Raw genomic sequence first — 24,987 nt, 5'->3', positions numbered from 1 at the left:
GGTTTGCTATGAATGTGGTTACTGACGCCTGGCGGCAACGCTTTGGCGGCACCGCGCGTCTTTATGGGCAGGACGCGCTGCAACGTTTTGCTGACGCCCATTTTTGTGTAATCGGTATTGGCGGCGTGGGCTCCTGGGCAGCGGAAGCGCTGGCGCGCACCGGCATTGGCACCATTACGCTGATCGATATGGATGATGTCTGTATCACCAATACCAACCGGCAGATCCACGCGCTGCGCGATAATGTCGGCAAAGCGAAAACGGAAGTCATGGCCGCGCGTATCCGCGAGATCAACCCGGAGTGTCAGGTGATTTGCGTGGATGATTTTATTACGCCGGATAATACTGCGGAGCTGCTGGCCGCGAAGTTCGATTATGTAATTGATGCCATTGACAGCGTGCGTCCCAAAGCGGCGTTGATTGCCTGGTGTCGCCGCAACAAGATCCCACTGATTACTACCGGCGGGGCGGGCGGGCAGATCGACCCCACGCAAATTCAGGTGGCCGACCTGGCAAAAACCATTCAGGATCCGCTGGCGGCTAAACTGCGCGAGCGCCTGAAACAGCAGTTCGGCATTGTAAAAAGCAGCAAGGGCAAGCTGGGGATCGATTGCGTGTTTTCGACCGAAGCGCTGGTCTATCCGCAACCGGACGGTAGCGTCTGCGCCTCACGCAGCACGGCGGAAGGACCAAAACGTATGGACTGCGCCTCGGGTTTTGGCGCGGCCACCATGGTGACCGCTACGTTTGGTTTTGTCGCGGTTTCGCACGCGCTGAAAAAATTCCTCGCGAAAGCGGCACGCCAGCAGGCGTAATCCCCTCAGCGCGCGGCGTGACGGGCGGCGCGCTGCACTGCATCAGCCAGTGCCTGCAGACCGCTACTGCGTGAGGCGCTGAGCTGCGCGCGTAATCCCAGCTCGTCGAAAATCTGTAACGGATCGCTCGCCAGCAGCATCTGCGGCGTTTTTCCTTCCACTGTCGTTAACAGTACCGCCAGCAAGCCGCGCACAATGCGGCCTTCGCTGTCGCCATAAAAGTGCAGCGTGCCGTTAGCTAATGGCTGACTGCTCAGCCAGACGCGATTTTCACAGCCGCTGAGTTCGATTTCCGGAGATTTCAGCGCTTCCGGCAACGCGGGCAGCTGGCGGCTGAGCTGAATCAGCTGCCGGTAACGATCTTCCCACTGATGAAAGTGGGCAAATTTCTCTTTCAGGCTCGCTTCGGTGATCAGATCGCCAAAGGGATGCGGAGCTAAAGGCGTTGTATTCATAACATTTACTCAGCTAGTAAGCGGATAGCGCTGTGCATGGCTCGTACCAGCGCGTCGACGTCCTGCAGATTATTATAGGGGGCGAAAGAGGCGCGCAGCGTGCCGTTGACGCCCAGCGCGGCCAGCAGCGGCTGAGCGCAGTGCTGGCCGGCGCGCAGCGCAATGCCGTGCTCGGCGAGCAGGGTAACGATATCGCTGTGGTGAATTCCTTCGATATCAAACGACAGCAGGCTGGAAGCGCCGCAGCGGAAACTGCGAAAGCCGGGCAGCTCCGCCAGCTGCTCCTCCGCAAGACTGGCCAGTTGCTGGCTCCAGCGTTCCGCTGCCTGCTGATCCTGTTGCATCAGCCAGGTGAGCGCCGCGCTCAGGCCCACCACGCCCGCCACGTTGGGCGTACCGGCTTCAAAGCGCCAGGGTACCGGTTGTGGCGTAAATCCGTTGAAGTCGACCTGGGTCAGCATTTTGCCGCCACCGTGCCAGGGCGGCATCGCTTCCAGCAGTTCCGCTTTACCGTAAAGCGCGCCGATGCCCATCGGACCATACAGCTTGTGTGCTGAAAATGCGTAGAAATCGATATCGGCCGCCTGCACATCAGGGGCGCAATGCACGACACCCTGAGCGCCATCCACCATCACTTTCGCCCCTGCGGCGTGCGCCAGCTGAATCGCCGTCGTTAAATCAGGGCAGCCGCCGGTGACGTTAGACATCTGACCGATAGCCAGCAGCCGTGTTCTGGCGTTCAGCAGCGCGGGAAGCTGACGGATATCGGGGAGGCGATCGGCTCCGATCGGCCATTTCACCACTTTTGCCCCTTTCGCCTGCGCCACCATCAGCCAGGGTACCAGGTTGGCATGATGTTCCGCTTCGCTGACGACAATCTCATCACCTGCCTGCAAACGCGGCGCCAGCCAGCTCTGCGCCACCAGATTAATGGCTTCGGTGGTTCCGCGCGTCCAGACAATTTCCCGGTCATCAGCGGCGTTCAGCCAGTGCGCCACCTGTGAGCGCGCGCGTTCATAGCGTTCGGTGAGCTGACGCGCAGCCGTAAACTGGCTACGGTGAACGGTGCCGGCGCTCAGACTGTAGAACTGCTCGCTGGCGTCAATCACGGCCTGCGGTTTCAGGGCGGTGGCGGCGCTATCGAGATAGACGCCCGCATCGGCTAAGGCAGGAAACTGCTGGCGAAAAGCGGTTGGGTTGAATGCATTCATGCTCGGCTCGTGGTTAGAAATCAGACCCTGTTCATTGTGGCCTGGCAAAGCTGGAAAAGCGCGTTATGCTAATTATTGCAAGGTTTGAACCCTGGCCCGCACTTCTACGCGGCTGAAATGAGTCGATTTTTCTTCCAGCTGCCTCTGGTCAGCGTAACGCGGGTGGTTTGATGCAATTCAATCTACAAGGAGATAGAAGATGAAAAAACTCGCCGCAGTGTTGGCCGCTTGTACTATGGCCTTTACCTTAGCTGCCTGTTCCAGCAACTATGTGATGCATACCAATGACGGACGCACCATTGTTTCTGAAGGCAAGCCAACGGTAGATGATGAAACCGGTATGATCAGCTATAAAGATGCCAATGGCAACAAGCAGCAGATCAACCGTTCTGACGTGAAAGAGATGGTGGAAATCGATCAGTAATTGCGAGAAAAGCCTAAAAAAAAGCACCGCAATTGCGGTGCTATTTAAAATCACTATGGACAGACAGGTAAATCTACAGCAAGAAATGTCGATCTGAAAAAGGTCAGATCAATTGCAAACACAACATCACGACCACAAGCCAAAAGCTCTTCAGAAAACTGCGCAAACTTGCGCCCATTCCAGAAAACTTTTCGTTCCGGCTCAGGAAGTGCGGCAACTATAGGTATTTGCTGGAGCTTCCTCAACGGACAATTTATAATGTATCGGATTAAAAAATCTAATACGTTAACACATTGTAGTGGCTAACGTATTTTACTCTTATCCGGATCTCGGGAACTATGTCGAAACGCCTTCCTCCTCTCAATGCCCTGCGGGTTTTTGATGCCGCCGCGCGCCATTTAAGCTTCACAAAAGCCGCTGAAGAGCTGTTTGTCACCCAGGCAGCTGTCAGCCATCAGATTAAATCTCTGGAAGATTTTCTGGGGTTAAAGCTGTTTCGACGGAGGAATCGTTCGCTTTTACTCACAGAAGAGGGTCAAAGCTACTATCTGGACATTAAGGAGATTTTCTCGGCGCTGAATGACGCAACGCGTAAACTGCAGGCACGCAGCGCCAGGGGGGCACTGACCGTCAGCCTGCTGCCCAGTTTCGCCATTCAGTGGCTGGTGCCACGTCTCTCCAGCTTTAATCTGGCTTATCCGGGTATCGACGTGCGCATCCAGGCGGTCGACCGTGAAGAGGAGAAGCTGGCGGATGATGTCGACGTAGCGATTTTCTATGGCCGGGGTAACTGGCCAGGCCTGCGCGTGGAGAAACTTTATGCAGAGTATCTGCTGCCGGTCTGCTCTCCTGTGCTGCTGACCGGGGATAATCCGCTGAAATCCCCCGCCGATCTGACGAAGTTTACCCTGCTGCACGATGCCTCGCGTCGTGACTGGCAATCTTATATCCGTCAGCTAGGCTTGCAGCACATTAATGTGCAGCAGGGGCCGATCTTCAGCCATAGCGCCATGGTGCTGCAGGCGGCGATCCATGGCCAGGGCGTGGCGCTGGCGAACAATGTGATGGCGCAAAGCGAGATTGAGGCCGGTCGTCTGGTCTGCCCCTTTAATGATGTGCTGGTAAGTAAAAACGCTTTTTATCTGGTTTGTCATGACAGCCAGGCAGAACTGGGTAAAATAGCCGCCTTTCGACAGTGGATCCTGGCGAAAGCCGCAAGCGAACAAGAAAAATTCCGCTTTCGTTACGACCACTAAGTCTGGGATCGCTGCGCAGTGAAGCGCAGAGGTATTTGAGGATAGGTTAATGTCCAGTCGTGCCATGTTTATCTTTGCAGCTATCAGCGGCTTTGTACTGGTGGCTTTCGGCGCTTTCGGCGCGCATGTATTAAGTCAGTCGTTAGGCCAGACGGAAATGGCGTGGATCCATACCGGTCTGGAATATCAGGCGTATCATACGCTGGCGATGATCGGCCTCGGGGCAGCCATGTTGCGTCGGGCCAATATCTGGTTTTACTGGAGCAGCGCTTTTCTGGCTTTAGGCACCGTGCTGTTCAGCGGCAGCCTTTATTGTCTGGCGCTATCGCATCTGCAGTTTTGGGTATTTGTAACGCCAGCTGGCGGCTTTTGCTTCCTGATCGGTTGGTTTTTGATGTTGATTGGCGCGCTGCGTCTGAAACGAAGGGCAGAACGCCATGAATAAAGTTTTGTTGTATTGTCGTCCCGGTTTTGAAAAAGAGTGTGCGGCAGAGATAACCGCCAAAGCGGCGGAGCGGGAAATCTACGGCTTTGCGCGGGTGAAAGAGAACGCCGGGTATGTGCTGTTCGAATGCTATCAGCATGAAGAGGCCGATAAGCTGGTGCGCCAGCTGCCGTTCCGCGAGCTGATCTTTGCCCGTCAGATGCTGGTGGTGGGCGAACTGCTGCGCGATCTGCCGCCGGAAGATCGCATTACGCCGATTGTTGGCATGCTGACCGGGGTAGTAGAGAAGGGGGGCGAATTGCGTGTCGAAGTGCCTGACACCAATGAGGCCAAAGAGTTGACGAAATTCTGCCGCAAGCTCACCGTGCCGCTGCGCGCCAGTCTGCGTGCCAGCCAGATTCTGCTCAATTATGAAAGTACGAAGCGTCCGGTGGTGCATGTCTTCTTTATCGCGCCCGGCACCTGCTATGTAGGTTACTCCTGTGCCGATAACAACTCGCCTTTCTATATGGGCATCCCCCGCCTGAAGTTTCCTGCCGATGCGCCGAGCCGCTCGACCCTGAAGCTGGAAGAGGCGTTTCACGTTTTTATTCCCGCTGATGAGTGGGAGGAGCGTCTGGCTGGGGGCATGCAGGCGGTGGATCTGGGCGCCTGTCCCGGCGGCTGGACATATCAGCTGGTGAAACGCAGCATGATGGTGTACGCCGTGGATAACGGTCCGATGGCCCCCAGCCTGATGGAAACCGGCCAGGTCACCCACTGTCGTGAGGATGGTTTTAAATTCCGTCCGCCGCACACTAATATCAGCTGGCTGGTGTGCGATATGGTGGAAAAACCGGTGCGCGTTGCCAGCCTGATGACGGAATGGCTGGTGAACGGCTGGTGCCGTGAGGCGATTTTTAACCTCAAACTGCCGATGAAGAAACGCTATGAAGAGGTGACGCAGAACCTGGCGATGATCGATGAAAAGCTGCGAGAGCAGGGGATTAACGCTCAGATCCAGGCGCGTCAGCTTTATCACGATCGCGAAGAGGTGACGGTACATATTCGCCGCATCTGGGGCGCAGTGCCCGGTCGTCGCGACGAACGTTAACCCGCAGACTGAGGCATATGCGCCTCAGCCCGGATAGCGCAGCGTTTTCAGATTGCCCTGCAGCAGCAGGTCCCGTTTGAGGGTAGCCACCTGGCGACAGCGGGTCGCCATCTCCTGCTGGCTCTGCAGTTTTGCGCGCCACTTTTCCGGCACCGCTGCCAGGTTCTGATAGATGGCGTCCAGTGAGCCAAACTGCACCAGTAGCTCGCGCGCGCTTTTCGGTCCGATACCGGCGACGCCGGGGATTTTGCTGCTGCTGATGCCGCAAAGCCCCCAGTAATCGGGCAGCTGCTGCGGCGTGACGCCAAACTCTTTGTCGATAAAGTCGAGATCGAGCCAGCGCTTCTGAAAGTAGTCGCGGATGCGAATCGCCGGAGCCAGCAGCTGACAGTAACCTTTGTCAGTCGAGACGATGGTGGCCTGATGGCCTGTTTCCGCCATTTTTACCGCCAGAGTAGCCGCCAGGTCATCCGCCTCGTCGCTTTCTGCGATCCAGTTGCCGATCCCCACAGCCTGAAAGGCCGCCTGCAGCGCGGGCATTTCCGCCAGCAGATCGTCCGGCATCGGCGGCCGACCCGCTTTATAGTCGGGCAGCAACTGATGACGCCAGCCGTCATGCCTGGCCGGACTGTCAAAAACCGCCACCGCATGGGTTGGCTGTGTATGTGCCAGCAGCTGGCGCAGCGCTGCCACGCAACCTTCCTGGCAGGGCGATCCCTGAACGGCATGGATGCGGCGGATCAGGTTCAGCGCATCCACAATAAGAAGATGAAAAGCCATAGGTAAAAAGGGCAGCCAGCGGCTGCCTCCTGAGTTATTTAATGATTTCGTAGCAGGGGATGTAGGCAGTACCCGGCAGCTTCATACGATGCTGGGCGACAAAGCCCTGCAGCAGTTCATCCATACGGTGCATCAGATCTGCATCGCCATTCAGGCGGTAAGGACCTTTTTCGCGAATTTCACGAATGCCAATCTCTTTGACGTTACCTGCCACAATGCCGGAAAAGGCGCGGCGCAGATCTGCGGCCAGCTTCTCTGCCGGCTGGTTGGGATGCAGATTGAGGTTGGCCATATTTTCATGGGTCGGCAGGAAGGGCTGCTGCAAATCCGGCACAATGCGAATTGACCAGTTAAAGCTGTAGGCGTCGCCGGTTTCACGGCGATACTCTTTCACCTGCGGCATCGCCTGTTTCATCTGGCGCGCCACTTCCGCCGCGTCATCAATGATGATGGTGTAGTGCCGTCTGGCCCGCTCGCCGAGCGTGCTGATGATAAAGTCATCCAGCACGCGGAAATAGTCAGCGCTCTCTTTCGGGCCGGTGAGAATCAGCGGCATCACCTGGTCGCTGTTATGAGGATTCAGCAGAATCCCCAGCAGGTACAGCAGTTCTTCTGCGGTGCCGACGCCGCCCGGGAAGATCACGATGCCGTGCGCAATACGTACAAAGGCTTCCAGACGTTTCTCAATGTCCGGCATGATGATTAGCTCATTCACCAGTGGATTCGGCGGCTCAGCGGCGATAATCGAAGGTTCGGTCAGACCGATAAAGCGTCCATCACGATAACGCTGCTGCGCATGACCCACGGCGGCGCCTTTCATCGGCGCTTCCATTACCCCCGGCCCGCAGCCAGTGCAGATATTCAGCTCACGCAGACCGAGCTGCGTACCGACATTGCGGCAATACTGATATTCCGTGGCGTTAATCGAGTGTCCACCCCAGCAGACCACGGTATTGGGATACTCCCCGACATGCAGCGCACGGGCGTTACGCAGGATGGAAAACACCAGGTTGGTGATCTGGGCCGAGTCTTCCGGATCGGTATACTGAAAGCGACCGCTGCTGGAAAGCTGACCGTTTACGAACAGAATATCGCGCAGCACCGCAAACAGGTTCGCCTGCAGCGAGCGAATGATGCGCCCGTCAACAAAGGCCTCTTCCGGTGGGTTAATCAGTTCAAGCTTCACGCCACGCTCACGACGCAGCACGTTAATATCGAAGTTTTCGAAGCGGGAGAGCAGTTCGTGACTACTGTCAGTCTGGCTACCGGAATTAAGCACGGCAAGTGAACAGTTACGAAACAGCTGGTAAAGGTCGCTGCTGGCCGTGCGTTTCAGCATGTCGACTTCCAGCTGGGATAGCAGATCCATCGAGCCCAGTGGGCTGATATGTGTAATCAAGTGAACTCCTTTACACCCGCCAGGGTGACTGATGACGCGGCGTCCTGCCTCAGGCAGGCGCAGCGACGAAAATCCCTGGTCGGCGGTCAGTAACGACCGCCGCCTTCATCAGAGTAGCCTTCCCGGTTGTTGTTGCTCAAGTTAATCTGCCTGCCAGTCCACCAGCCTGCGAGAAGTCTCGCAAATGTTACTGGCGGACCAGGCGGGAAAAGCCCGGCGAGAAGGGTACATTGCTGCGCCAGGGGTTGATATCCAGACCGCCGCGCCGCGTATAGCGCGCATAAACCGTTAACGCCTGCGGCTGGCAGAAGCGCTGCACATCATGGAAAATACGCTCCACGCACTGCTCATGAAACTCATTGTGCTGGCGGAACGAGATGATGTAGCGCAGCAGGGCTTCGCGATCGATACGCGCCCCGCGGTAGCGAATCATCACCGAGCCCCAGTCGGGCTGATGGGTGATCAGACAGTTCGATTTCAGCAGATGACTCACCAGCGTCTCTTCGACCACCTCCGGGCCGCTGGCGTTCTCCAGATAGTGGGCATTAAAACGATAGTCATCCACCGTAATGTCCTGCTCGTCAATGCAGTGACCGCTGAACTGACCGATGGGCTGTCCTTCAATTTCACTCAGACGGAACAGCGCCACGCGCACTTCGCCCCGGGCGCAGGCGCTGAGATCGCGCTCCAGCGTCTGGCGTACTTCGCCCCAGTCAGTGAATTTTGTCTGGTTAAAGCTGTTAAGATAAAGCTTAAAGCTTTTCGACTCGATGAGGTTCAGGCTGCTCGCGCTGAGCGTCACTTCGCCTACGGCGACCTGGGGCACGCCTTTGCTGTTCAGCCAGGAGAGCTCATAGAGCGTCCAGATGTCGGCACCCTGAAAGGGCAGATTATCGGGATAAAGGCCCAGCGGCTCACGGTTCAGGCTACGCGGCACTGCCTGCAACAGCGCGCTGTCGTATGAGTCATGATAGGCTGTCGGTTTGCCCAAAGTCAGGCCGCTCAGCGCCTGATGCCGATCGTAAGAAGACATAACGGTTACCACAAAGTTGATCAAAGTGGATAGTGTAACCCACCAGACGTGAGAATATGAATGATGCAGCAGACTGCTGATGCATTGCGCGACTTTACGTTGCGCTACCTTGAACACTGGCAGCACACCCGGGGGCATCTGCCTGCCAGTGCCGACCTTTTTGGCATCCCCTCTCCCTGCATCAGCGAAACGCGCGCTGAGCAGGTGCTCTGGCAGCCGCAACCTTTCTCGCTACCGGCGTCGCTGGACGCGGTCGAGCGGGCGCTGGATATCCGTTTACAGCCCGCCATCACTGCCTTTTATACCAGCCAGTTTGCCGGTGATATGGGAGCGCAACTGGGGGAATGCCGCCTGACGCTGCTCCAGGCGTGGAGCGAGGCGGATTTTGTGCGGCTGCAGGAGAACCTGATCGGTCATCTGGTGATGAAACGGCGTTTGAAAGAGGCACCCACATTGTTTATCGCCACTACTGAATCTGAGATGGATATTATCTCGGTGTGTAATCTCAGCGGCGAAGTGATTGTTGAACAGCCGGGCAGCAAAAAGCGCGAAGTGCTGGCACCGGAAATTAAGACATTTCTTGAATTTTTACAACCAGTTAGTGAATGAATTGCAGAGATGGTCCTCTGGCTTTGTGAGATATCTCTTACGCGCCGTGTAAGAGATTGTCATTTCTTTTATCTGACTTTCAAAAAGCGATTATGTAAAAATATTGTGAATCATAAACTTAGTAAAATATACAGGCTTTCCGGCTGATAAAAGGTTTTGTAACACTTATAAGTATCTTGTTTAGCGGACGATTTTTGTCAGAATAGGCATCGCTGGCAGGAAGCCACAGGATTGAGACGCTCTTCAGAAGAGAGCGAGTCAGGACGACGGGAACGTAACGGAGCTTACGGCACAGGGAAGGCTTCAGGAAGAAGCAGGACGCTCAGGCACGAGTCAGGGACACCTCCAGGAGGGAGAAAGAGAGCTACGCAGGACGCGTAGTGGGACAGGATGCCAAAGGACGAACGTCATGACGACAACAGAGAGGATCTCGCACAGGACAAGTTTTCATGGATGAGCAGGGAGCATCAGGGTAGCCGGATAGCTGCAAACGAACCGGGAGCACTGTTTTACAGTGCTCCCTTTTTTATGTGTTTTTTTTGCCCCTGTCGGGACAAGTGATATGCTTGCCGCCCGATTTTCCTGCTATCCGGAGGTGGCGTATGACGCCGGAACAACTGATTACTCAACGGCTGGAGCAGCTTGAACAGGTAATGCGCGAGCACGATCTCTGGCAGAGTGAGGCGCCCGCCGCGCAGGCGTTTAACAGCACGGCACCTTTCTGTCTTGATACGCTGCAACCGCTGGAATGGCTGCAATGGGTACTGATTCCGCGTATGCAGGCGCTGCTGGCGGCGCGTGCGCCATTGCCCACAACGTTTGCCGTCGCGCCCTATTTTGAAGTGGCGCTGGCACAGGAGACGCCGGGCCGGGCGCTGCTGCTGCTCACTCTGAGCCAGCTGGACGCGCTGTTTATGGAAGCCCCTGAGTGATGCTGGAGATTATTTACCAGGACGAGTGGCTGGTGGCGGTGAACAAACCTGCCGGCTGGCTGGTGCACCGGAGCTGGCTCGATCGCAAAGAAAAAGTGGTGGTGATGCAAACGGTACGTGACCAGATTGGGCAGCACGTGTTTACCGCGCATCGCCTGGACCGTCCTACCTCCGGCGTGCTGTTAATGGGATTGTCGAGTGAGGTGGGGCGCTTGCTGGCACAGCAGTTTGAGCAGCACCAGATACAAAAAACTTACCATGCGGTGTTGCGCGGCTGGCTGCAGGAGAGCGGCACCCTGGATTATCCGCTGATGGAAGAGCTGGATAAGATTGCCGATAAGTATGCCAGCGCAGCGCGCAGCGCACAGCCAGCGGTAACCGATTATCGCGCGCTGGCCTGGACTGAAATGCCGGTCGCAATTGGCCGCTACCCCTCAGCGCGTTACAGCCTGGTCGAACTCTCGCCGCGCACCGGGCGCAAACATCAGCTGCGCCGCCATATGGCGCATCTGCGTCATCCGATTATTGGCGATACCACCCACGGCGATTTACGCCAGAACCGCGGCGCGGCTGAGCATTTTGGCTGCCAGCGGCTGATGTTGCACGCCAGCGCGCTGGCGCTGAACCATCCGGTCACCGGCGAACCTTTGCTGATCCGCGCCGGACTGGATGCGTGCTGGCAAACGATGATGCAACAGTTTGGCTGGCAGGCGGCGCTCCCGGATGTTCCCGGGGTTGAGTTTGTGTCGACGCCGGGTCAGGATAACCTTTCAGAATAAGGAGAGTGCAAATGGCGAAAATTGGCATTTTTGTCGGTACGGTATACGGTAACGCCCTGCTGGTGGCAGAAGAGGCGGAGCCTGTGTTGCAGGGGCAGGGCCATGACGTCGCCATCTTTGAAGATGCGACCCTGGCAGACTGGCAGGCATACAGCAACGATGTGGTGCTGGTGATCACCTCGACCACCGGTCAGGGCGATTTTCCGGACACGATCGCCGGACTGTTTCATGCAGTGAAAGATCAGCTGGGCCATCAGCCTGCGTTGCGCTACGGCGTGATTGCGCTGGGCGACAGCAGCTATGACCATTTCTGCGGCGCGGGTAAAACGTTCGATGCGCTGCTGCAGGAGCATGGCGCACAACGTGTCGGCGAAGTGCTGCTGGTGGATGCCAGCGAGCATCCGGAGCCGGAAAGCGTCACCTCTCCCTGGGTCGACGCCTGGGGCCAGCAGCTGTAACTGCCGCGCGGCCTGCAGCTGTTGCGATCTTCCCCCGGCCGTGGCGGGAAGATCGCAGCATGATCAGGTTACTGGCGCAGGGTTAAACACCGCCAGCTGATTGCGGATCCCCCAGCGATCTGACCAGGTTTGCTGGCGTCCGCTGGCGATATCCAGGATCAGTTCAAACAGTCGCCAGCCGACCTGCTCAATGGTTTCCTCGCCGGTGGCAATGGTGCCCGCATTAATATCCATCAGATCGTGCCAGCGCTCGGCCAGCGCATTGCGCGTCGCCATTTTAATCACCGGGATCGCCGCCAGGCCGTACGGGGTGCCGCGTCCGGTCGTAAACACCTGCAGCGTAATGCCCGAGGCCATCTGCTGCGTGCCGCAAACGAAATCGCTGGCAGGCGTTGCGGCATAGATCAGCCCGCGTCTGGTTGGCCGCTGCCCCGGCGACAGCACCTCGACAATCGCGCTGCGTCCCGATTTGGCGATGGAGCCCAGCGCCTTCTCCACCACGTTGGCGAGCCCGCCCTTTTTATTGCCGGGCGAGGGGTTGGCGCTGCGATCGGTTTGTCCCTGATTAAGATAACTGTCGTACCAGGCCATCTCTTCCAGCAGCCGTCTTCCTACTTCTTCATTGACCACCCGTGGCGTCAGCAGATGAATTGCATCGCGCACTTCGGTGACTTCAGAGAACATGACCGTTGCGCCACAGCGCACCAGCAAATCGGAGGCGAAGCCGACGGCGGGATTGGCGGTCACGCCGGAGAAGGCATCGCTGCCGCCGCACTGCATTCCTACAATCAGCTCCGAGGCGGGGCAAGTTTCACGCTGGCGCTGGTTCAGCCGTTGCAGATGACGTTCCGCCACCTGCAAAATCTCCTCCACCATAGCGCCAAAGCCCACCAGGCGTTCATCCTGCAGGCGCACCACATCCTCATCACCCAGCGAAATCGGCTGAACATCGGGCGTTCCGGTTAGCAGGCGTTCAGGCTGCAGTTTTTCACAGCCCAGACTGACCACCATCACTTCGCCGCCGAAATTAGCGTTCAGCGCCAGATTGTGAATGGTGCGAATGGGCACCACCGCGGCCGGTGCGTTAATCGCCACGCCGCAGCCATACAGGTGATTCAGCGCCACCACGCCATCCACGTTGGGGTATTTGGGCAGCAGGTCGCGCTCAATGATCTGCACAACATAGTCCACCACACCCGCCACGCAGTGCACGCTGGTGGTAATGCCCAGCAGGTTACGGGTGCCGACACTGCCATCCGCGTTGCGATAGCCTTCAAAGGTGTAACCCTCCAGTGACGGCAGCGGCGCTGGAACGTTATTCGCCAGCGGCAGGCTGGCCAGCGGCGGCGCTTCCGGCAGCGCAACCAGCGACTCATCGATCCAGCTGCCGCGGGCAATATCGCGCAGCGCATAGCCGATCACTTCACCATAACGAATAATTTCAGCCCCGCGCGCAATGGCCTGCAGTGCCACCTTATGTCCCTGCGGGATATGTTCAGTGAGCTGGAGCCCATCGGCAAAGGTGGTGCCTGCAGGCAGTCCCTGATTGTTGACCACGATGGCCACATTGTCGGCCTCGTGCACTTTAATAAAGAGCGGTTTTTCCGTCACAGTTCGCTTCATTGCTCGCCTTCCCGTGATTCGCGCCGTGCAACGCGGCGCGTTAATAAGGGTTACTGGTCTGACGCCCAGGATTGCCCGATTGAGTATAAGGAGGGGGTAAGCGCGGCGCATTGTGCAATTGACTTACATTAAAGCGTTTTCGCGCTGCTTTTTGCGACTTTTATCCAAAAGCAAGCGAAGGGAATCACAAAGCGGCTAAATGCTGCTCAATTCATGCGCGATTTCGCCGCTTAAACACGCGTTCCGTGAGCCATGCCGCAGCGTTATGGGCAAATGACCTAAAAACAGCTTTTCTGTCGCTTTATTCTCAGGCGTTCCTCCAGTGCCTCGCCACAAACCAGTTCCTATACTGGCTCTCGTTTACCCAACGTCAGGTTATTCGTCACGACGCATCAGCGGATTGCTTATTACAAAATCGCCGTGTTTAACCCAACTTCATTCTGATACCCAACGCGATGTGTATGCAGTCAGAGTGGATGTAGCGAACGCTATATTTCAGGAGTGCATCATGAATACTTTTAGCCAGACGGCAGAGGCGGTGCAGAAACGCACCAATGCCCGTTACTGGATTGTGGTGATGTTGTTTATCGTCACCTCGTTTAACTACGGGGACCGCGCCACACTCTCCATTGCCGGTTCGGCGATGGCCAAAGATATCGGCCTCGATCCGGTCGGTATGGGTTACATTTTCTCTGCGTTCTCCTGGGCCTACGTGATCGGTCAGATCCCGGGCGGTTGGCTGCTCGATCGCTTCGGCTCAAAACGCGTCTACTTCTGGAGTATTTTCACCTGGTCGCTGTTTACCCTGCTGCAGGGTTTTGTCGATATCTTCAGTGGCTACACCGTGGTGGCAACGCTGTTTCTGCTGCGCTTCCTGGTGGGCTTTGCGGAAGCGCCCTCTTTTCCCGGCAACAGCCGCATTGTTGCCGCCTGGTTTCCGGCCCAGGAGCGCGGCACCGCCGTGGCGGTGTTCAACTCGGCACAATATTTCGCCACGGTGATCTTTGCTCCCATCATGGGCTGGCTCACCTCGGAGATAGGCTGGTCGCATGTCTTCTGGTTTATGGGCGGGCTGGGCATCATTATCAGCTTTATCTGGCTGAAAGTGATTTACGATCCCAATGAGCATCCGCGGGTGAACAAGGCGGAGCTGGAATACATGGAGCAGGGCGGCGCGCTGATCAACATGGATCAGAAAAAAGAGCAGCGCAAAGTCAGCTGGCGTGAAAAAAAGTATCAGATCAAACAGCTGATCGGCTCGCGCATGATGGTTGGCATCTATCTCGGACAGTACTGCATCAACGCGCTGACCTACTTCTTTATCACCTGGTTCCCGGTCTATCTGGTGCAGGCGCGCGGCATGTCGATCCTGAAAGCGGGGATGGTGGCATCGATTCCGGCCATCTGCGGCTTTGTCGGCGGGGTGTTGGGCGGAGTGATCTCCGACTGGCTGATGCGCAGAACCGGCTCGCTGAATATTGCGCGTAAAACGCCTATTGTGCTCGGCATGCTGCTCTCCATTTCCATGGTGGTATGTAACTACGTTGAAACCGAATGGGTGGTGGTGTTCTTTATGGCGCTGGCGTTCTTCGGCAAGGGTATCGGCGCGCTCGGCTGGGCGGTGATGGCGGATACCGCACCGAAAGAGATCAGCGGTCTGAGCGGCGGGCTGTTCAATATGTTCGGCAACATCTCCGGCATCGTCACGCCGATCGCCATTGGCTACATTATCGCCGCCAGCGGCTCCTATAATGGCGCGTTGATCTACGTGGGCATCCACGCCTTTGTCGCCGTCCTCAGCTATCTGGTGCTGGTCGGCGATATCAAACGCATCGAACTGAAACACCTGCCTGAGGAGCGTTCATGAACACGCAAAGTACCCCCGTTATTACCGATATGCAGGTGATCCCGGTTGCCGGTTACGACAGCATGCTGCTCAACATTGGCGGCGCGCACAGCGCCTGCTTTACGCGCAATATTGTCATCCTTACTGACAGCGCCGGGCAGACCGGGCTGGGCGAGGCGCCGGGCGGTGAAACCATTTACCAGACGCTGGTAGAGATGATCCCGCAGGTCAAAGGACAGCAGGTGGCGCGCATGAACCGCCTGGTGCAGCAGGTGCACAAAGGCAACCAGTCGGCTGATTTCGATACATTCGGCAAAGGCGCCTGGACCTTTGAGCTGCGCGTCAATGCGGTGGCGGCGCTGGAAGCGGCGCTGCTGGATCTGCTCGGTCAGACGCTGGGCGTGCCGGTGGCCGAGCTACTGGGACCAGGTCAGCAGCGTGATGAAGTCACGGTGCTGGGCTACCTGTTCTATATCGGCGACCGCCGTAAAACCGATCTGCCGTATCTCAGCGGCGAGCAGGCGAGTCATGAGTGGTATCACCTGCGTCATCAGGAAGCGCTGGACAGCGCCGCCGTGGTGCGTCTGGCGGAAGCGGCGCAGGATAAATATGGCTTTAAGGATTTCAAGCTGAAGGGCGGGGTACTGTCCGGCGAGCAGGAGATCGAAACCGCCGTAGCCCTGAAAAAACGTTTTCCCGATGCGCGTATTACCGTTGATCCCAACGGTGCCTGGCGGCTGGAAGAAGCTATCGCCCTGTGTAAAGGCATGCAGGATGTCCTGACCTATGCGGAAGACCCTTGCGGCGCTGAGCAGGGCTACTCCGGGCGTGAAGTGATGGCAGAGTTCCGTCGTGCCACCGGGCTGCCGGTCGCCACCAATATGATCGCCACTAACTGGCGCGAGATGAATCATGCGGTGATGCTGAATGCGGTCGATATCCCGCTGGCTGACCCGCATTTCTGGACCATGAGCGGGGCGGTGCGCGTGGCGCAGCTGTGCGACGATTGGGGCCTCACCTGGGGCTGCCACTCCAACAATCACTTCGATATTTCGCTGGCGATGTTTACCCATGTGGGTGCGGCGGTACCGGGCAAGCCCACCGCCATCGACACTCACTGGATCTGGCAGGAGGGCGATCAGCGCCTGACCAAAGCGCCGCTGCAGATCCGCAACGGCAAAATCGCCGTGCCGGAGCGCCCCGGACTGGGCATTGAGCTGGATCGCGATCGCTTACAGCAGGCCCATGAATTGTATAAATCGTTACCGGCAGGGGCGCGCAATGACGCCGCCGCGATGCAGTATCTGATCCCCGGCTGGACCTTCGATCGTAAACGTCCGGCGTTTGGCCGCACCACGCTATAAGGAGCAGGAAATGAGTATGACACCCATCGTTACCGCCATGCAGGTGATCCCGGTCGCCGGTTACGACAGTATGTTGCTCAATCTGAGCGGGGCGCATGCCCCCTTCTTTACCCGCAATATCGTGATTATCAAAGATAATGCCGGGCATACCGGCGTCGGCGAAATTCCCGGCGGCGAAAAGATTCGTCACACGCTGGAAGAGGCCGCCGCGCTGGTGGTGCAGAAGCCGATCGGTGAGTACAAAAACATTCTGAGCCTGGTGCGCACTACCTTTGCTGACCGCGATGCCAGTGGACGCGGTACCCAGACTTTCGATCTGCGCACCACTATTCATGTGGTGACCGGCATTGAGGCGGCGCTGCTGGATCTGCTGGGACAGCATCTGGGGGTGAATGTCGCCAGCCTGCTGGGCGAAGGGCAGCAGCGTGACCAGGTAGAGATGCTGGGCTATCTCTTCTATGTGGGCGACCGCAAAAAGACCGATCTGCCTTATCAGAGCCAGGAGAATGACCTGTGCGACTGGTATCGCCTGCGCCATGAAGAAGCGCTGACGCCAGAGGCGGTAGTCCGCCTTGCAGAAGCGGCCTATGAGAAGTATGGCTTCAACGATTTCAAACTCAAAGGCGGCGTGCTGCGCGGCGGCGAAGAGGCGGAAGCGGTCACCGCGCTGGCGCAGCGTTTTCCTGCGGCGCGCATTACCCTGGATCCCAACGGCGCCTGGTCGCTCAATGAAGCAATTCTGCTGGGCAAGCAACTGAAAAACGTGCTGGCCTATGCGGAAGATCCCTGCGGGGCTGAGCAGGGTTACTCAGGGCGTGAAGTGATGGCGGAGTTCCGTCGCGCCACCGGCCTGCCTACCGCCACCAATATGATCGCCACCGACTGGCGGCAGATGGGGCATACCCTGGCGCTGCAGTCGGTAGATATTCCGCTGGCGGATCCGCACTTCTGGACCATGCAGGGCTCGGTGCGCGTCGCACAGATGTGCCACGATTTCGGCCTCACCTGGGGCTCCCACTCCAACAACCACTTCGACATTTCACTGGCGATGTTTACCCATGTGGCGGCCGCCGCGCCGGGGGCGATTACCGCCATCGACACCCACTGGATCTGGCAGGAGGGCAATCAGCGCCTGACCAGGGCGCCGCTGCAGATCAAGGGTGGCAGGGTACAGGTGCCGCAGAAGCCGGGACTGGGCGTCGAGCTGGATATGGATCAGGTGATGCAGGCCAACGCGCTCTATCAGAAACATGGGCTGGGTGCCCGTGACGATGCACAGGCGATGCAGTATCTGGTGCCAGGCTGGACCTACGATAACAAGCGCCCCTGTCTGGTGCGCTAACTTTCTCCGGCGTCCGTTGCGGGCGTCGTAGCAACAGGAGTCAACACAATGAGTAACGCATCCTGGGCAAACCCGTTTCGTCAGCGACTGCTGGCGGGCGAGACCCTGATCGGCAGCTGGTGTGCGCTGGCGAATCCCGTCACCACTGAAGTGCTGGGCCTGGCGGGCTTCGACTGGCTGGTGCTGGATGGCGAGCATGCGCCGAACGATATCACCACTTTTGTGCCGCAGCTGATGGCGCTGAAAGGCAGCGCCAGCGCGCCGGTGGTGCGTCCGCCCTGCAACGAGCCGGTGATCATTAAACGACTGCTGGATATCGGCTTTTATAACTTCCTTATCCCTTTTGTGGAAACGGAGGAGGAAGCGCGACGTGCCGTGGCCTCTACCCGCTATCCGCCCGCCGGTATTCGCGGCGTCTCGGTTTCGCACCGCAGCAACATGTACGGCACGCTGGCGGACTATAACGCCACTATCAACGACAACATTACGGTGTTGGTGCAGATCGAAACCCCGCAAGGAGTAGACAACATCGATGCGATTGCTGCCGTGGACGGCGTCGACGGAATTTTTGTCGGACCGGGCGACCTTTCCGCTGCGCTGGGCTACCTCGGCCAGCCAGCGCACCCGGAAGTGCTGAAAGTGATCAGGCATATCTTTGAACGCGCCTGCGCTGCGGGCAAACCGGGCGGCATTCTGGCCCCGGTTGAAGCGGACGCCCGTCGCTATCTGGAGTGGGGCGCCAGCTTTGTTGCCGTGGGCAGCGATTTAGGGGTGTTTCGCAATGCCACACAGGCGCTGTGCGACCGTTTTAAAAAGTAATTAATCAGGAGCTGTGCATGAAAATTGGATTTATCGGCCTGGGCATTATGGGCAAACCGATGAGTAAAAACCTGGCGAAAGCGGGTTACAGCCTGGTGGTACGCGATCACCATCCGGAGAACGAGGCGGAGCTGACGGCGCTGGGCGCCAGCGTGGCAAAAACGCCGCGCGAGATGGCGGAGCAGTGTGATGTGATCATTACCATGGTGCCCAACTCCCCGCAGGTTAAAGAGGTCTGCCTGGGCGAGCATGGCATTATTCAGGGCGCGAAGCCGGGACTGGTGGTGATCGACATGAGTTCTATCGCGCCACTGGCCAGCCGGGAAGTGCACGATGCGCTGGCTGAAAAGCAGGTGAAAATGCTGGATGCGCCGGTCAGCGGCGGCGAACCGAAAGCGATTGAAGGCACTCTGTCGGTGATGGTGGGCGGCGATAAAGCGGTGTTTGATCAGTGTTATGAGATCATGAAAGCGATGGCCGCCTCAGTAGTGCACACCGGCGATATCGGCGCTGGCAACGTCACCAAGCTGGCCAATCAGGTGATTGTCGCTCTGAATATCGCCGCCATGTCGGAAGCGTTGTCGCTGGCGACCAAAGCGGGCGTCAGCCCGGAGCTGGTCTGGCAGGCGATTCGTGGCGGTCTGGCGGGCAGCACGGTGCTGGATGCCAAGGCGCCGATGGTGCTGGATCGTAACTTTAAGCCGGGTTTCCGCATTGATCTGCATATTAAAGATCTGGCGAATGCGCTGGATACCTCGCACGGCATCGGCGCACATTTGCCGCTCACCGCAGCGGTGATGGAGATGATGCAGGCGCTGAAGGCGGATGGCAAAGGCAATGCCGACCACAGTGCCCTGGCCTGCTATTATGAACAGTTAGCGAAGGTTGAGATTTCCCGGTAGAGCGTGCGTCCGGCGTCAACCCGATGCCGGACGGCCTTTCTGCCCGATCAGAATCGGCTTCAGTCATTCCTCTACGCTCGGATTGCCTATGAAAATCGTTATCGCACCGGATTCATATAAAGAGAGTTTATCCGCCCTGGAAGTCGCTTCAGCGATTGAAGCTGGCTTCCGTGACATCTTTCCCCATGCACACTATGTAAAACTGCCGGTCGCCGATGGCGGCGAAGGAACGGTAGAGGCGATGGTGGCGGCAACGGGGGGCAAAATTGTCCGGCTGGCGGTAACGGGCCCGCTGGGTGAAGAGGTGGAGGCCTTTTATGGCCTGTCAGGTGATGAACGTACCGCCTTTATTGAAATGGCGGCGGCGAGTGGGCTGGAGCTGGTGCCCGCAGCCAGACGCGATCCGCGGGTGACCACCTCTTACGGCACCGGCGAACTGATTAAAAATGCCCTCGACCGCGGCGTCAGCCATTTTATTATCGGCATTGGCGGCAGCGCCACCAACGATGGCGGTGCGGGCATGATGCAGGCGCTCGGCGCGCAGCTGCTGGATGAACAGGGCCAGCAGATCGGTTTTGGCGGCGGGGCGCTTGCCACTCTGGCGCGCATCGATATTGCCCGGCTGGATGCACGCATCAGCCGCTGTCGCTTTGAGGTGGCCTGCGACGTGACCAACCCGCTGACCGGCGATGAGGGCGCGTCGGCGATTTTTGGCCCGCAAAAAGGCGCGACGCCTCAGCTGGTGCAGCAGCTGGATGCGGCGCTGGCGCACTACGCCGCCATTATTCAGCGCGATCTCGACATCGACGTGCTGAATATTCCCGGCGGCGGCGCGGCGGGCGGCATGGGAGCCGCCTTGCACGCCTTCTGCCAGGCGGAGTTAAGGCGCGGGGTTGAAATTGTTACCGCCGCGCTGGGTCTCGCGGAACAGGTGAAAGACGCCACGCTGGTGATCACCGGCGAAGGACGTATCGACAGCCAGACGGTGCATGGAAAAGTGCCAATTGGAGTGGCAAAAGTGGCGAAAAGTTTCAATAAGCCGGTGATCGCCATTGCCGGCAGCCTGAGCGCGGATGTGGGTGTGGTCCATCAGCACGGACTGGATGCGGTATTCAGCGTGCTTTACAGCATCTGTACGCTGGAGGAGGCGCTGGGTAATGCCGCCGGGAATGTGCGCATGGCAGCGCGCAACATTGCCGCCACGCTCAGGGTCGGGCAGGGACTGGCGTAAGCGTACGACCGGGGGAGCGGCGGCGCGCTACTCCCCGTGCAGTAGTGCCCTGGCTTCCCGGGCGACATTCTCCATCTCATCCAGCAGCTCCAGCAGCTCCGGCTCCAGCGCCACGATATCTCCTGCCTGATGCAAATTTTTCTCCAGCTGCTGGCAGAGCTGCTTCATGCGCGGTACGCCGCTGTAGCTGGCGCTGCCGTGTAGCTTATGGATAATTTCACGCAGGGCGACCGCATCGTTGTCTGCGATCGCCGTTTCCATCTTTTCCCGCACTTCCGGCATAAAATCGACCAGCATCTGCAGCAGGTCGCGCGCCAGGTCCGGCTTGTTGGCCGCCTGCTTGAGCGCCAGCGACCACTCCAGCGAGGGCGATACCTGCGGCAGCAGACGCGCGGGCGGTACCGGGGGCGGCGCATAACGCGCCAGCAGTTGGCTCAGCTTGCTCTCCTCAATCGGCTTCGCCAGATAATCATTCATTCCCGCTTTGACCAGCTGCTCCCGCTCGCCATCCAGCACATGGGCGGTCACGGCGACGATGGGGGTAGCGGCATGCAGTGGCAGGCTACGGATAATTTCACTGGCGCGAATGCCGTCAATCTCCGGCATCTGAATATCCATCAGAATCACATCCAGCTTCCGCTGCCGCGCCTCCCGGATCGCCTGCTCCGCGCTGTCGCACAGCACGATGTGCGCGACCTGCTCCTCCAGCAGCGCTCCAATCAGCTTCAGGTTAGCCGGATTGTCATCCACCGCCATCACGGTTAACGGTAACGGCGGCGCGGCCGGCACATCGCCCCGCTGGCGTACATGGTGCAGGTCGAGCAGGATCGGCATCAGACGCGTTAGCGACACCGGCTTGGCGATACAGGCATCGATGCCCCACATCTTCAGTTCTTCCGCGTAGATCATCATCTGGCTTGGCAGCGCCATGATCACGCAGTCGGCGCGCTCCAGCAGGGTATGAATCAGGCTTTCGCAAAAAATATCCTGGCGGCTGGCGTTAACCGGCAGGCCGACCAGTAAGGTAGCGAAGCGCTCATGCCCCAGCGCCTCCAGTGTGGTGCGGTACTCGACCTGCAGGGGGGCTGCGGCCAGCGTCTCCAGCACCGCCCGTGCCGCGACCGGATGACGTTCAACATAAGCGAGCCGTGACGGTTTCAACGCCTCCAGCGCGCGCGGCATCACGGGGGCGTTGGGATTGAGATCGAGCTGGAGATGCACCCGGAACGTCGACCCCTGATTCAGGCGACTGTGAAAAGCGATTTCACCGCCCATCTCTTTTACCAGCCGCTGGGTGATCACCAGGCCAAGGCCGGTGCCGCCGTGCCGACGCGAGATGCTGGTATCCGCCTGGCGAAACGCCTGAAACAGCTGCGACTGCTGCTGCTCAGAGATGCCAATGCCGGTGTCATGCACCTGAATCTCCAGCCCGACGCGCGTTGCACTTTCCATCCGTTTGGTGACTTTGACATCGATAGTGCCGTGCTCGGTAAATTTAATCGCGTTGCCCATCAGATTGATCAAAATCTGCTGCAGGCGCAGCGGGTCGCCAATCACATTGTCCGGCACGCTTTTCTCCAGGCTGACGGTCAGTTCCAGCCCTTTTTCATGGGCCGAGGGCGTCAGCAGTACCAGGGTTTCATCCAGGGTAGCGCGCAGCGGAAAGGGGATCGTCTCCAGCACCAGCCGGCCCGCTTCCAGCTTGGAGAAGTCGAGCACATCGTTGATGATGCTCAGCAGGTTATTGGCGGAGCGTTCGATGGTCAGCATATAGTCGCGCTGGGTCGCGCTGAGCCCGGTTTTCAGCATCTGGCGGGTAAAGCCAATTACCCCGTTGAGCGGCGTTCTCAGTTCGTGCGACATATTCGCCAGAAATTCCGACTTAATGCGTGCCGCTTCCTGCGCGCGTTTTTTCGCCAGATCCAGCTCCACATTCTGGATCTCCAGCTGTTCCAGCGTCTCCCGCAGATCAGACGTCGCCTGATCGATATTATGCTGCATCTCTTCGTGATAGGCCGTCAGCGACATCGCCATGGCGTTAATGCCATGCTTCAGCATGCTCAGCTCGCCCAGCATACGGCCCTCGACGCGGCTGTCGAGCTGACCACGGCGGATGCGGTCAACGGTGGTCACCATATTGCGGATCGGCCCGGTCACATCACGCATCAGGCGGTAAGCGAACAGCATGGCAATACTGAGAGAGAGCAGGAGCAGCAGCGTAGCGACAAACACCTCTTTGTACTGTGCCAGGCGCACCGCCTGCAGATCGAGCTCCACGGCCACATAGCCCAGGGTATCACCTGCTGTGCTGGCCGCTGTAGGGGAGTTAACGGGCGCATCCTGCTCGCGGATAATAGGGGTGCGCAGGATCAGCAGGTTACCGTGACGCTCCAGTGTCACACCGTCCGGCAGGCGCATGGCGTCCGGCTTTTGCAGCAGACCAGGCGTTTGCAGGCTGTTAGAGGTAACATAGAGCCGGTTATTATTGTCGAAAACTGCAATGGAGCGGACAATACGCGAGTGGCGACGATGCAGCAGGCTGACCAGTTCGCGAATCGCCTCACGATTACGCCAGGTCATGCCATACTGGCTGGAGACCGCCAGCGGCTCAATAATATTGGCCCCGGCCTCAATGACCTGATGCTGCAATTCGTTGTAGCGCTGAATGACGAAAAAGGAGCTGAGCAGCAGACCGATCATCAGGGTCGGTGCCAGGATCAGTATCATCATTCGCGCCCGCAGGCTGTATTTCGTCATAATTTCGCCTGGCTCCCCGGCATGACCATCCTTGTGCATCGCGGGAAAGTTCCTGCAGGCACACCGTGAAAAGATTAAAGAGAATTCATAACACTATGGCGCAATTTTACTCCGCAAAACAGCGGGTGACGACCCGACAGCGTATCACTGTCACCATCGACGCCCTCGATCCCTTCGGGCAGGGGGTCGCACGTCATCAGGGCAAAACGCTGTTTGTCGCCGGAGCCTTGCCCGGCGAGCAGGCGGAGGTGCTGCTGCTGGAAGATAAACACCAGTATGCGCGCGCCCGGGTGACCCGACTGTTCAGTCAGAGTCCGGCACGCGTCACGCCGCGCTGCCCTTATTTTGGCGTCTGCGGCGGCTGCCAGCAACAGCATGTTGACGAGGCGCTGCAGCAGAGCAGTAAAGCGCAGGCGCTGGCACGTATGCTCAGCCAGAGTACGCAGCAGCCGGTAGAGGTAGAAGAGATTATCGCCGCGGCCCCCTGGGGCTATCGCCGCCGTGCCCGGCTCGGGTTGCAGTGGCAGGCAAAGCAACAAAAACTGCAGATGGGATTTCGTCAGGCAGCGAGCAACGAGCTGGTGGATATCGCGCGGTGCCCCATTCTGGCGCCCGAACTTGAAGCATTGCTGCTGCCGGTTAAGCATTGTCTTAGCGAACTGCAGGCAGTGAAGCGACTGGGCCACCTTGAACTGGTGCTGGCCGATAACGGTCCGCTGATGGTGCTGCGCCATCTGGACCCGCTGAGCGCCGCAGACAGGCAAAAACTGGAACACTTTTCGCATACGCATAAACTGATGCTGTTTCTGGCGGACGGCAGCGATCAGCTGACCGCGCTGAGCGCAGAAACGCCATATTATCAATCAGGTGAGCTGCGCCTTACCTTTAGTCCGCAGGATTTTATTCAGGTAAATGATGGCGTGAATCAGCAGATGGTAGCGAAAGCCATCACCTGGCTCGATCTCCAGCCGCAGGATCGCGTGCTCGATCTGTTTTGCGGCATGGGAAACTTCACGCTTCCTGTAGGAAAATTTGTATTAAATGTTGTTGGTGTGGAAGGGGTAGCAGCATTAGTACGACAGGCAGCGTATAATGCAGATCTGAATAATCTTAAAAATGTCTCCTTTTTTCAGCACAACCTGGAAGAGGACGTTTCGCGTCAGCCGTGGGCGGCGCAGGGATTTAACAAGGTGTTACTGGATCCGGCACGGGCGGGAGCCGCAGGCGTAATGGCGCACATCGCTAAACTTGCGCCCGAACGTGTGGTCTATGTTTCCTGTAACCCGACGACACTTGCCCGCGACAGTCAGACATTACTGTCTGCGGGCTACCATCTGGAAAGGGTCGCGATGCTGGATATGTTTCCTCATACCAGCCATCTCGAATCCATGGTGCTGTTCAGCAAAACATAAGC

Annotated in this window: 23 protein-coding genes; 16 read left to right on the top strand and 7 right to left on the bottom strand. The window is 58.1% G+C overall.

Translation table 11 applies throughout. The annotated features are described in order from the left end of the window. Positions 1-8: 8 nt before the first annotated feature. Positions 9-815 (top strand): tRNA cyclic N6-threonylcarbamoyladenosine(37) synthase TcdA, encoded by an 807-nt coding sequence (gene tcdA, locus E0E17_RS03250; protein ID WP_130831474.1) that lies wholly within the window; start codon positions 9-11, stop codon positions 813-815. A gap of 5 nt (positions 816-820) precedes the next feature. Here the strand turns inward: tcdA and csdE are convergent, their stop codons facing one another. Next, positions 821-1,270 (bottom strand): cysteine desulfurase sulfur acceptor subunit CsdE, encoded by a 450-nt coding sequence (gene csdE / locus E0E17_RS03245; protein WP_130831472.1) that lies wholly within the window; start codon positions 1,268-1,270, stop codon positions 821-823. Positions 1,271-1,275: 5 nt separating this feature from the next. Beyond that, positions 1,276-2,481 (bottom strand): cysteine desulfurase CsdA, encoded by a 1,206-nt coding sequence (gene csdA, locus E0E17_RS03240; RefSeq protein ID WP_130831470.1) that lies wholly within the window; start codon positions 2,479-2,481, stop codon positions 1,276-1,278. A 199-nt stretch (positions 2,482-2,680) separates the two neighbouring features. On the opposite strand from csdA, the gene E0E17_RS03235 reads away from it, so the two are divergent. The 4 genes from E0E17_RS03235 (at position 2,681) to rlmM (ending at position 5,699) form a co-directional block, all read left to right on the top strand. Further along, on the top strand, positions 2,681-2,905 hold the full coding sequence (locus E0E17_RS03235) for a YgdI/YgdR family lipoprotein (protein WP_130831468.1): 225 nt from the start codon (positions 2,681-2,683) through the stop codon (positions 2,903-2,905). 338 nt (positions 2,906-3,243) lie between these two features. Next, complete coding sequence (locus E0E17_RS03230) at positions 3,244-4,161, top strand: transcriptional regulator GcvA (RefSeq protein ID WP_130831466.1); 918 nt, start codon at positions 3,244-3,246, stop codon at positions 4,159-4,161. Positions 4,162-4,210: 49 nt separating this feature from the next. Then, positions 4,211-4,606, top strand: a complete 396-nt coding sequence (locus E0E17_RS03225; protein WP_130831464.1) for a DUF423 domain-containing protein — start codon at positions 4,211-4,213, stop codon at positions 4,604-4,606. Next, a complete protein-coding gene (gene rlmM, locus E0E17_RS03220) occupies positions 4,599-5,699 on the top strand; it encodes a 23S rRNA (cytidine(2498)-2'-O)-methyltransferase RlmM (protein ID WP_130831462.1) in 1,101 nt (366 codons plus the stop codon). The genes E0E17_RS03225 and rlmM overlap by 8 nt, the downstream gene beginning before the upstream one ends. A gap of 24 nt (positions 5,700-5,723) precedes the next feature. Here the strand turns inward: rlmM and xni are convergent, their stop codons facing one another. From xni to queF, 3 genes are all read right to left on the bottom strand, one after another. Further along, positions 5,724-6,479, bottom strand: a complete 756-nt coding sequence (gene xni, locus E0E17_RS03215) for a flap endonuclease Xni (protein WP_130831460.1) — start codon at positions 6,477-6,479, stop codon at positions 5,724-5,726. Between the two features lie 34 nt (positions 6,480-6,513). Further along, complete coding sequence (gene ppnN, locus E0E17_RS03210) at positions 6,514-7,878, bottom strand: nucleotide 5'-monophosphate nucleosidase PpnN (RefSeq protein WP_130831457.1); 1,365 nt, start codon at positions 7,876-7,878, stop codon at positions 6,514-6,516. A 187-nt stretch (positions 7,879-8,065) separates the two neighbouring features. Continuing rightward, positions 8,066-8,911 carry an NADPH-dependent 7-cyano-7-deazaguanine reductase QueF gene (gene queF / locus E0E17_RS03205; RefSeq protein ID WP_130831455.1) on the bottom strand — a complete coding sequence of 282 codons (846 nt, stop codon included), beginning with the start codon at positions 8,909-8,911 and terminating at the stop codon, positions 8,066-8,068. 60 nt (positions 8,912-8,971) lie between these two features. Between queF and syd the strand changes: the two genes are divergently transcribed. From syd to E0E17_RS03185, 4 genes are all read left to right on the top strand, one after another. After that, positions 8,972-9,520, top strand: a complete 549-nt coding sequence (syd, locus tag E0E17_RS03200) for a SecY-interacting protein (RefSeq protein ID WP_130831453.1) — start codon at positions 8,972-8,974, stop codon at positions 9,518-9,520. Between the two features lie 602 nt (positions 9,521-10,122). Then, complete coding sequence (locus E0E17_RS03195) at positions 10,123-10,452, top strand: YqcC family protein (RefSeq protein WP_130831451.1); 330 nt, start codon at positions 10,123-10,125, stop codon at positions 10,450-10,452. Next, positions 10,452-11,231: a tRNA pseudouridine(65) synthase TruC gene (gene truC / locus E0E17_RS03190; RefSeq protein WP_130831449.1), complete on the top strand. Its 780-nt coding sequence runs from the start codon at positions 10,452-10,454 to the stop codon at positions 11,229-11,231. Before E0E17_RS03195 ends, truC begins: the two co-directional genes overlap by 1 nt. Positions 11,232-11,242: 11 nt before the next feature. Next, positions 11,243-11,689: a flavodoxin gene (locus E0E17_RS03185; RefSeq protein WP_130831447.1), complete on the top strand. Its 447-nt coding sequence runs from the start codon at positions 11,243-11,245 to the stop codon at positions 11,687-11,689. 63 nt (positions 11,690-11,752) lie between these two features. On the opposite strand, the gene garD is transcribed toward E0E17_RS03185, so the two are convergent. Further along, positions 11,753-13,312: a galactarate dehydratase gene (gene garD, locus E0E17_RS03180; RefSeq protein ID WP_130831444.1), complete on the bottom strand. Its 1,560-nt coding sequence runs from the start codon at positions 13,310-13,312 to the stop codon at positions 11,753-11,755. 508 nt (positions 13,313-13,820) lie between these two features. On the opposite strand from garD, the gene E0E17_RS03175 reads away from it, so the two are divergent. The 6 genes from E0E17_RS03175 (at position 13,821) to E0E17_RS03150 (ending at position 20,816) form a co-directional block, all read left to right on the top strand. Next, positions 13,821-15,179 (top strand): MFS transporter, encoded by a 1,359-nt coding sequence (locus E0E17_RS03175; protein ID WP_130831442.1) that lies wholly within the window; start codon positions 13,821-13,823, stop codon positions 15,177-15,179. Further along, complete coding sequence (locus E0E17_RS03170; RefSeq protein ID WP_130831440.1) at positions 15,176-16,522, top strand: enolase C-terminal domain-like protein; 1,347 nt, start codon at positions 15,176-15,178, stop codon at positions 16,520-16,522. Before E0E17_RS03175 ends, E0E17_RS03170 begins: the two co-directional genes overlap by 4 nt. Positions 16,523-16,532: 10 nt before the next feature. Continuing rightward, positions 16,533-17,864: a glucarate dehydratase gene (gudD, locus tag E0E17_RS03165; RefSeq protein ID WP_130831438.1), complete on the top strand. Its 1,332-nt coding sequence runs from the start codon at positions 16,533-16,535 to the stop codon at positions 17,862-17,864. Positions 17,865-17,912: 48 nt separating this feature from the next. Continuing rightward, complete coding sequence (garL, locus tag E0E17_RS03160) at positions 17,913-18,683, top strand: 2-dehydro-3-deoxyglucarate aldolase (protein WP_130831436.1); 771 nt, start codon at positions 17,913-17,915, stop codon at positions 18,681-18,683. Between the two features lie 11 nt (positions 18,684-18,694). Next, positions 18,695-19,585: a 2-hydroxy-3-oxopropionate reductase gene (gene garR, locus E0E17_RS03155; RefSeq protein ID WP_165446252.1), complete on the top strand. Its 891-nt coding sequence runs from the start codon at positions 18,695-18,697 to the stop codon at positions 19,583-19,585. Between the two features lie 88 nt (positions 19,586-19,673). Beyond that, positions 19,674-20,816, top strand: a complete 1,143-nt coding sequence (locus E0E17_RS03150) for a glycerate kinase (RefSeq protein WP_130831432.1) — start codon at positions 19,674-19,676, stop codon at positions 20,814-20,816. A 27-nt stretch (positions 20,817-20,843) separates the two neighbouring features. Here the strand turns inward: E0E17_RS03150 and barA are convergent, their stop codons facing one another. Continuing rightward, positions 20,844-23,573, bottom strand: coding sequence for a two-component sensor histidine kinase BarA (gene barA / locus E0E17_RS03145; RefSeq protein WP_130835452.1), 2,730 nt, complete (start codon positions 23,571-23,573; stop codon positions 20,844-20,846). 95 nt (positions 23,574-23,668) lie between these two features. Here barA and rlmD point away from each other — a divergent pair, with 95 nt between their 5' ends. Continuing rightward, a complete protein-coding gene (gene rlmD, locus E0E17_RS03140; RefSeq protein ID WP_130831430.1) occupies positions 23,669-24,985 on the top strand; it encodes a 23S rRNA (uracil(1939)-C(5))-methyltransferase RlmD in 1,317 nt (438 codons plus the stop codon). Positions 24,986-24,987: the final 2 nt, after the last annotated feature.

The organism is [Erwinia] mediterraneensis (assembly GCF_900604315.1).
GTDB classification, from domain to species: domain Bacteria; phylum Pseudomonadota; class Gammaproteobacteria; order Enterobacterales; family Enterobacteriaceae; genus Pantoea; species Pantoea mediterraneensis_A.
This window is presented reverse-complemented; position numbering and strand designations above follow the sequence as displayed.

Excerpts from the sequence above, each read along its gene's own strand:
- tcdA (WP_130831474.1), top strand. The coding sequence starts at position 9 with ATGAATGTGGTTACTGACGCCTGGCGGCAACGCTTTGGCGGCACCGCG.
- csdE (WP_130831472.1), bottom strand. The coding sequence starts at position 1,270 with ATGAATACAACGCCTTTAGCTCCGCATCCCTTTGGCGATCTGATCACC.
- csdA (WP_130831470.1), bottom strand. The coding sequence starts at position 2,481 with ATGAATGCATTCAACCCAACCGCTTTTCGCCAGCAGTTTCCTGCCTTA.
- E0E17_RS03235 (WP_130831468.1), top strand. The coding sequence starts at position 2,681 with ATGAAAAAACTCGCCGCAGTGTTGGCCGCTTGTACTATGGCCTTTACC.
- E0E17_RS03230 (WP_130831466.1), top strand. The coding sequence starts at position 3,244 with ATGTCGAAACGCCTTCCTCCTCTCAATGCCCTGCGGGTTTTTGATGCC.
- E0E17_RS03225 (WP_130831464.1), top strand. The coding sequence starts at position 4,211 with ATGTCCAGTCGTGCCATGTTTATCTTTGCAGCTATCAGCGGCTTTGTA.
- rlmM (WP_130831462.1), top strand. The coding sequence starts at position 4,599 with ATGAATAAAGTTTTGTTGTATTGTCGTCCCGGTTTTGAAAAAGAGTGT.
- xni (WP_130831460.1), bottom strand. The coding sequence starts at position 6,479 with ATGGCTTTTCATCTTCTTATTGTGGATGCGCTGAACCTGATCCGCCGC.
- queF (WP_130831455.1), bottom strand. The coding sequence starts at position 8,911 with ATGTCTTCTTACGATCGGCATCAGGCGCTGAGCGGCCTGACTTTGGGC.
- syd (WP_130831453.1), top strand. The coding sequence starts at position 8,972 with ATGATGCAGCAGACTGCTGATGCATTGCGCGACTTTACGTTGCGCTAC.
- E0E17_RS03195 (WP_130831451.1), top strand. The coding sequence starts at position 10,123 with ATGACGCCGGAACAACTGATTACTCAACGGCTGGAGCAGCTTGAACAG.
- truC (WP_130831449.1), top strand. The coding sequence starts at position 10,452 with ATGCTGGAGATTATTTACCAGGACGAGTGGCTGGTGGCGGTGAACAAA.
- E0E17_RS03185 (WP_130831447.1), top strand. The coding sequence starts at position 11,243 with ATGGCGAAAATTGGCATTTTTGTCGGTACGGTATACGGTAACGCCCTG.
- garD (WP_130831444.1), bottom strand. The coding sequence starts at position 13,312 with ATGAAGCGAACTGTGACGGAAAAACCGCTCTTTATTAAAGTGCACGAG.
- E0E17_RS03175 (WP_130831442.1), top strand. The coding sequence starts at position 13,821 with ATGAATACTTTTAGCCAGACGGCAGAGGCGGTGCAGAAACGCACCAAT.
- E0E17_RS03170 (WP_130831440.1), top strand. The coding sequence starts at position 15,176 with ATGAACACGCAAAGTACCCCCGTTATTACCGATATGCAGGTGATCCCG.
- gudD (WP_130831438.1), top strand. The coding sequence starts at position 16,533 with ATGAGTATGACACCCATCGTTACCGCCATGCAGGTGATCCCGGTCGCC.
- garL (WP_130831436.1), top strand. The coding sequence starts at position 17,913 with ATGAGTAACGCATCCTGGGCAAACCCGTTTCGTCAGCGACTGCTGGCG.
- E0E17_RS03150 (WP_130831432.1), top strand. The coding sequence starts at position 19,674 with ATGAAAATCGTTATCGCACCGGATTCATATAAAGAGAGTTTATCCGCC.
- barA (WP_130835452.1), bottom strand. The coding sequence starts at position 23,573 with ATGACGAAATACAGCCTGCGGGCGCGAATGATGATACTGATCCTGGCA.
- rlmD (WP_130831430.1), top strand. The coding sequence starts at position 23,669 with ATGGCGCAATTTTACTCCGCAAAACAGCGGGTGACGACCCGACAGCGT.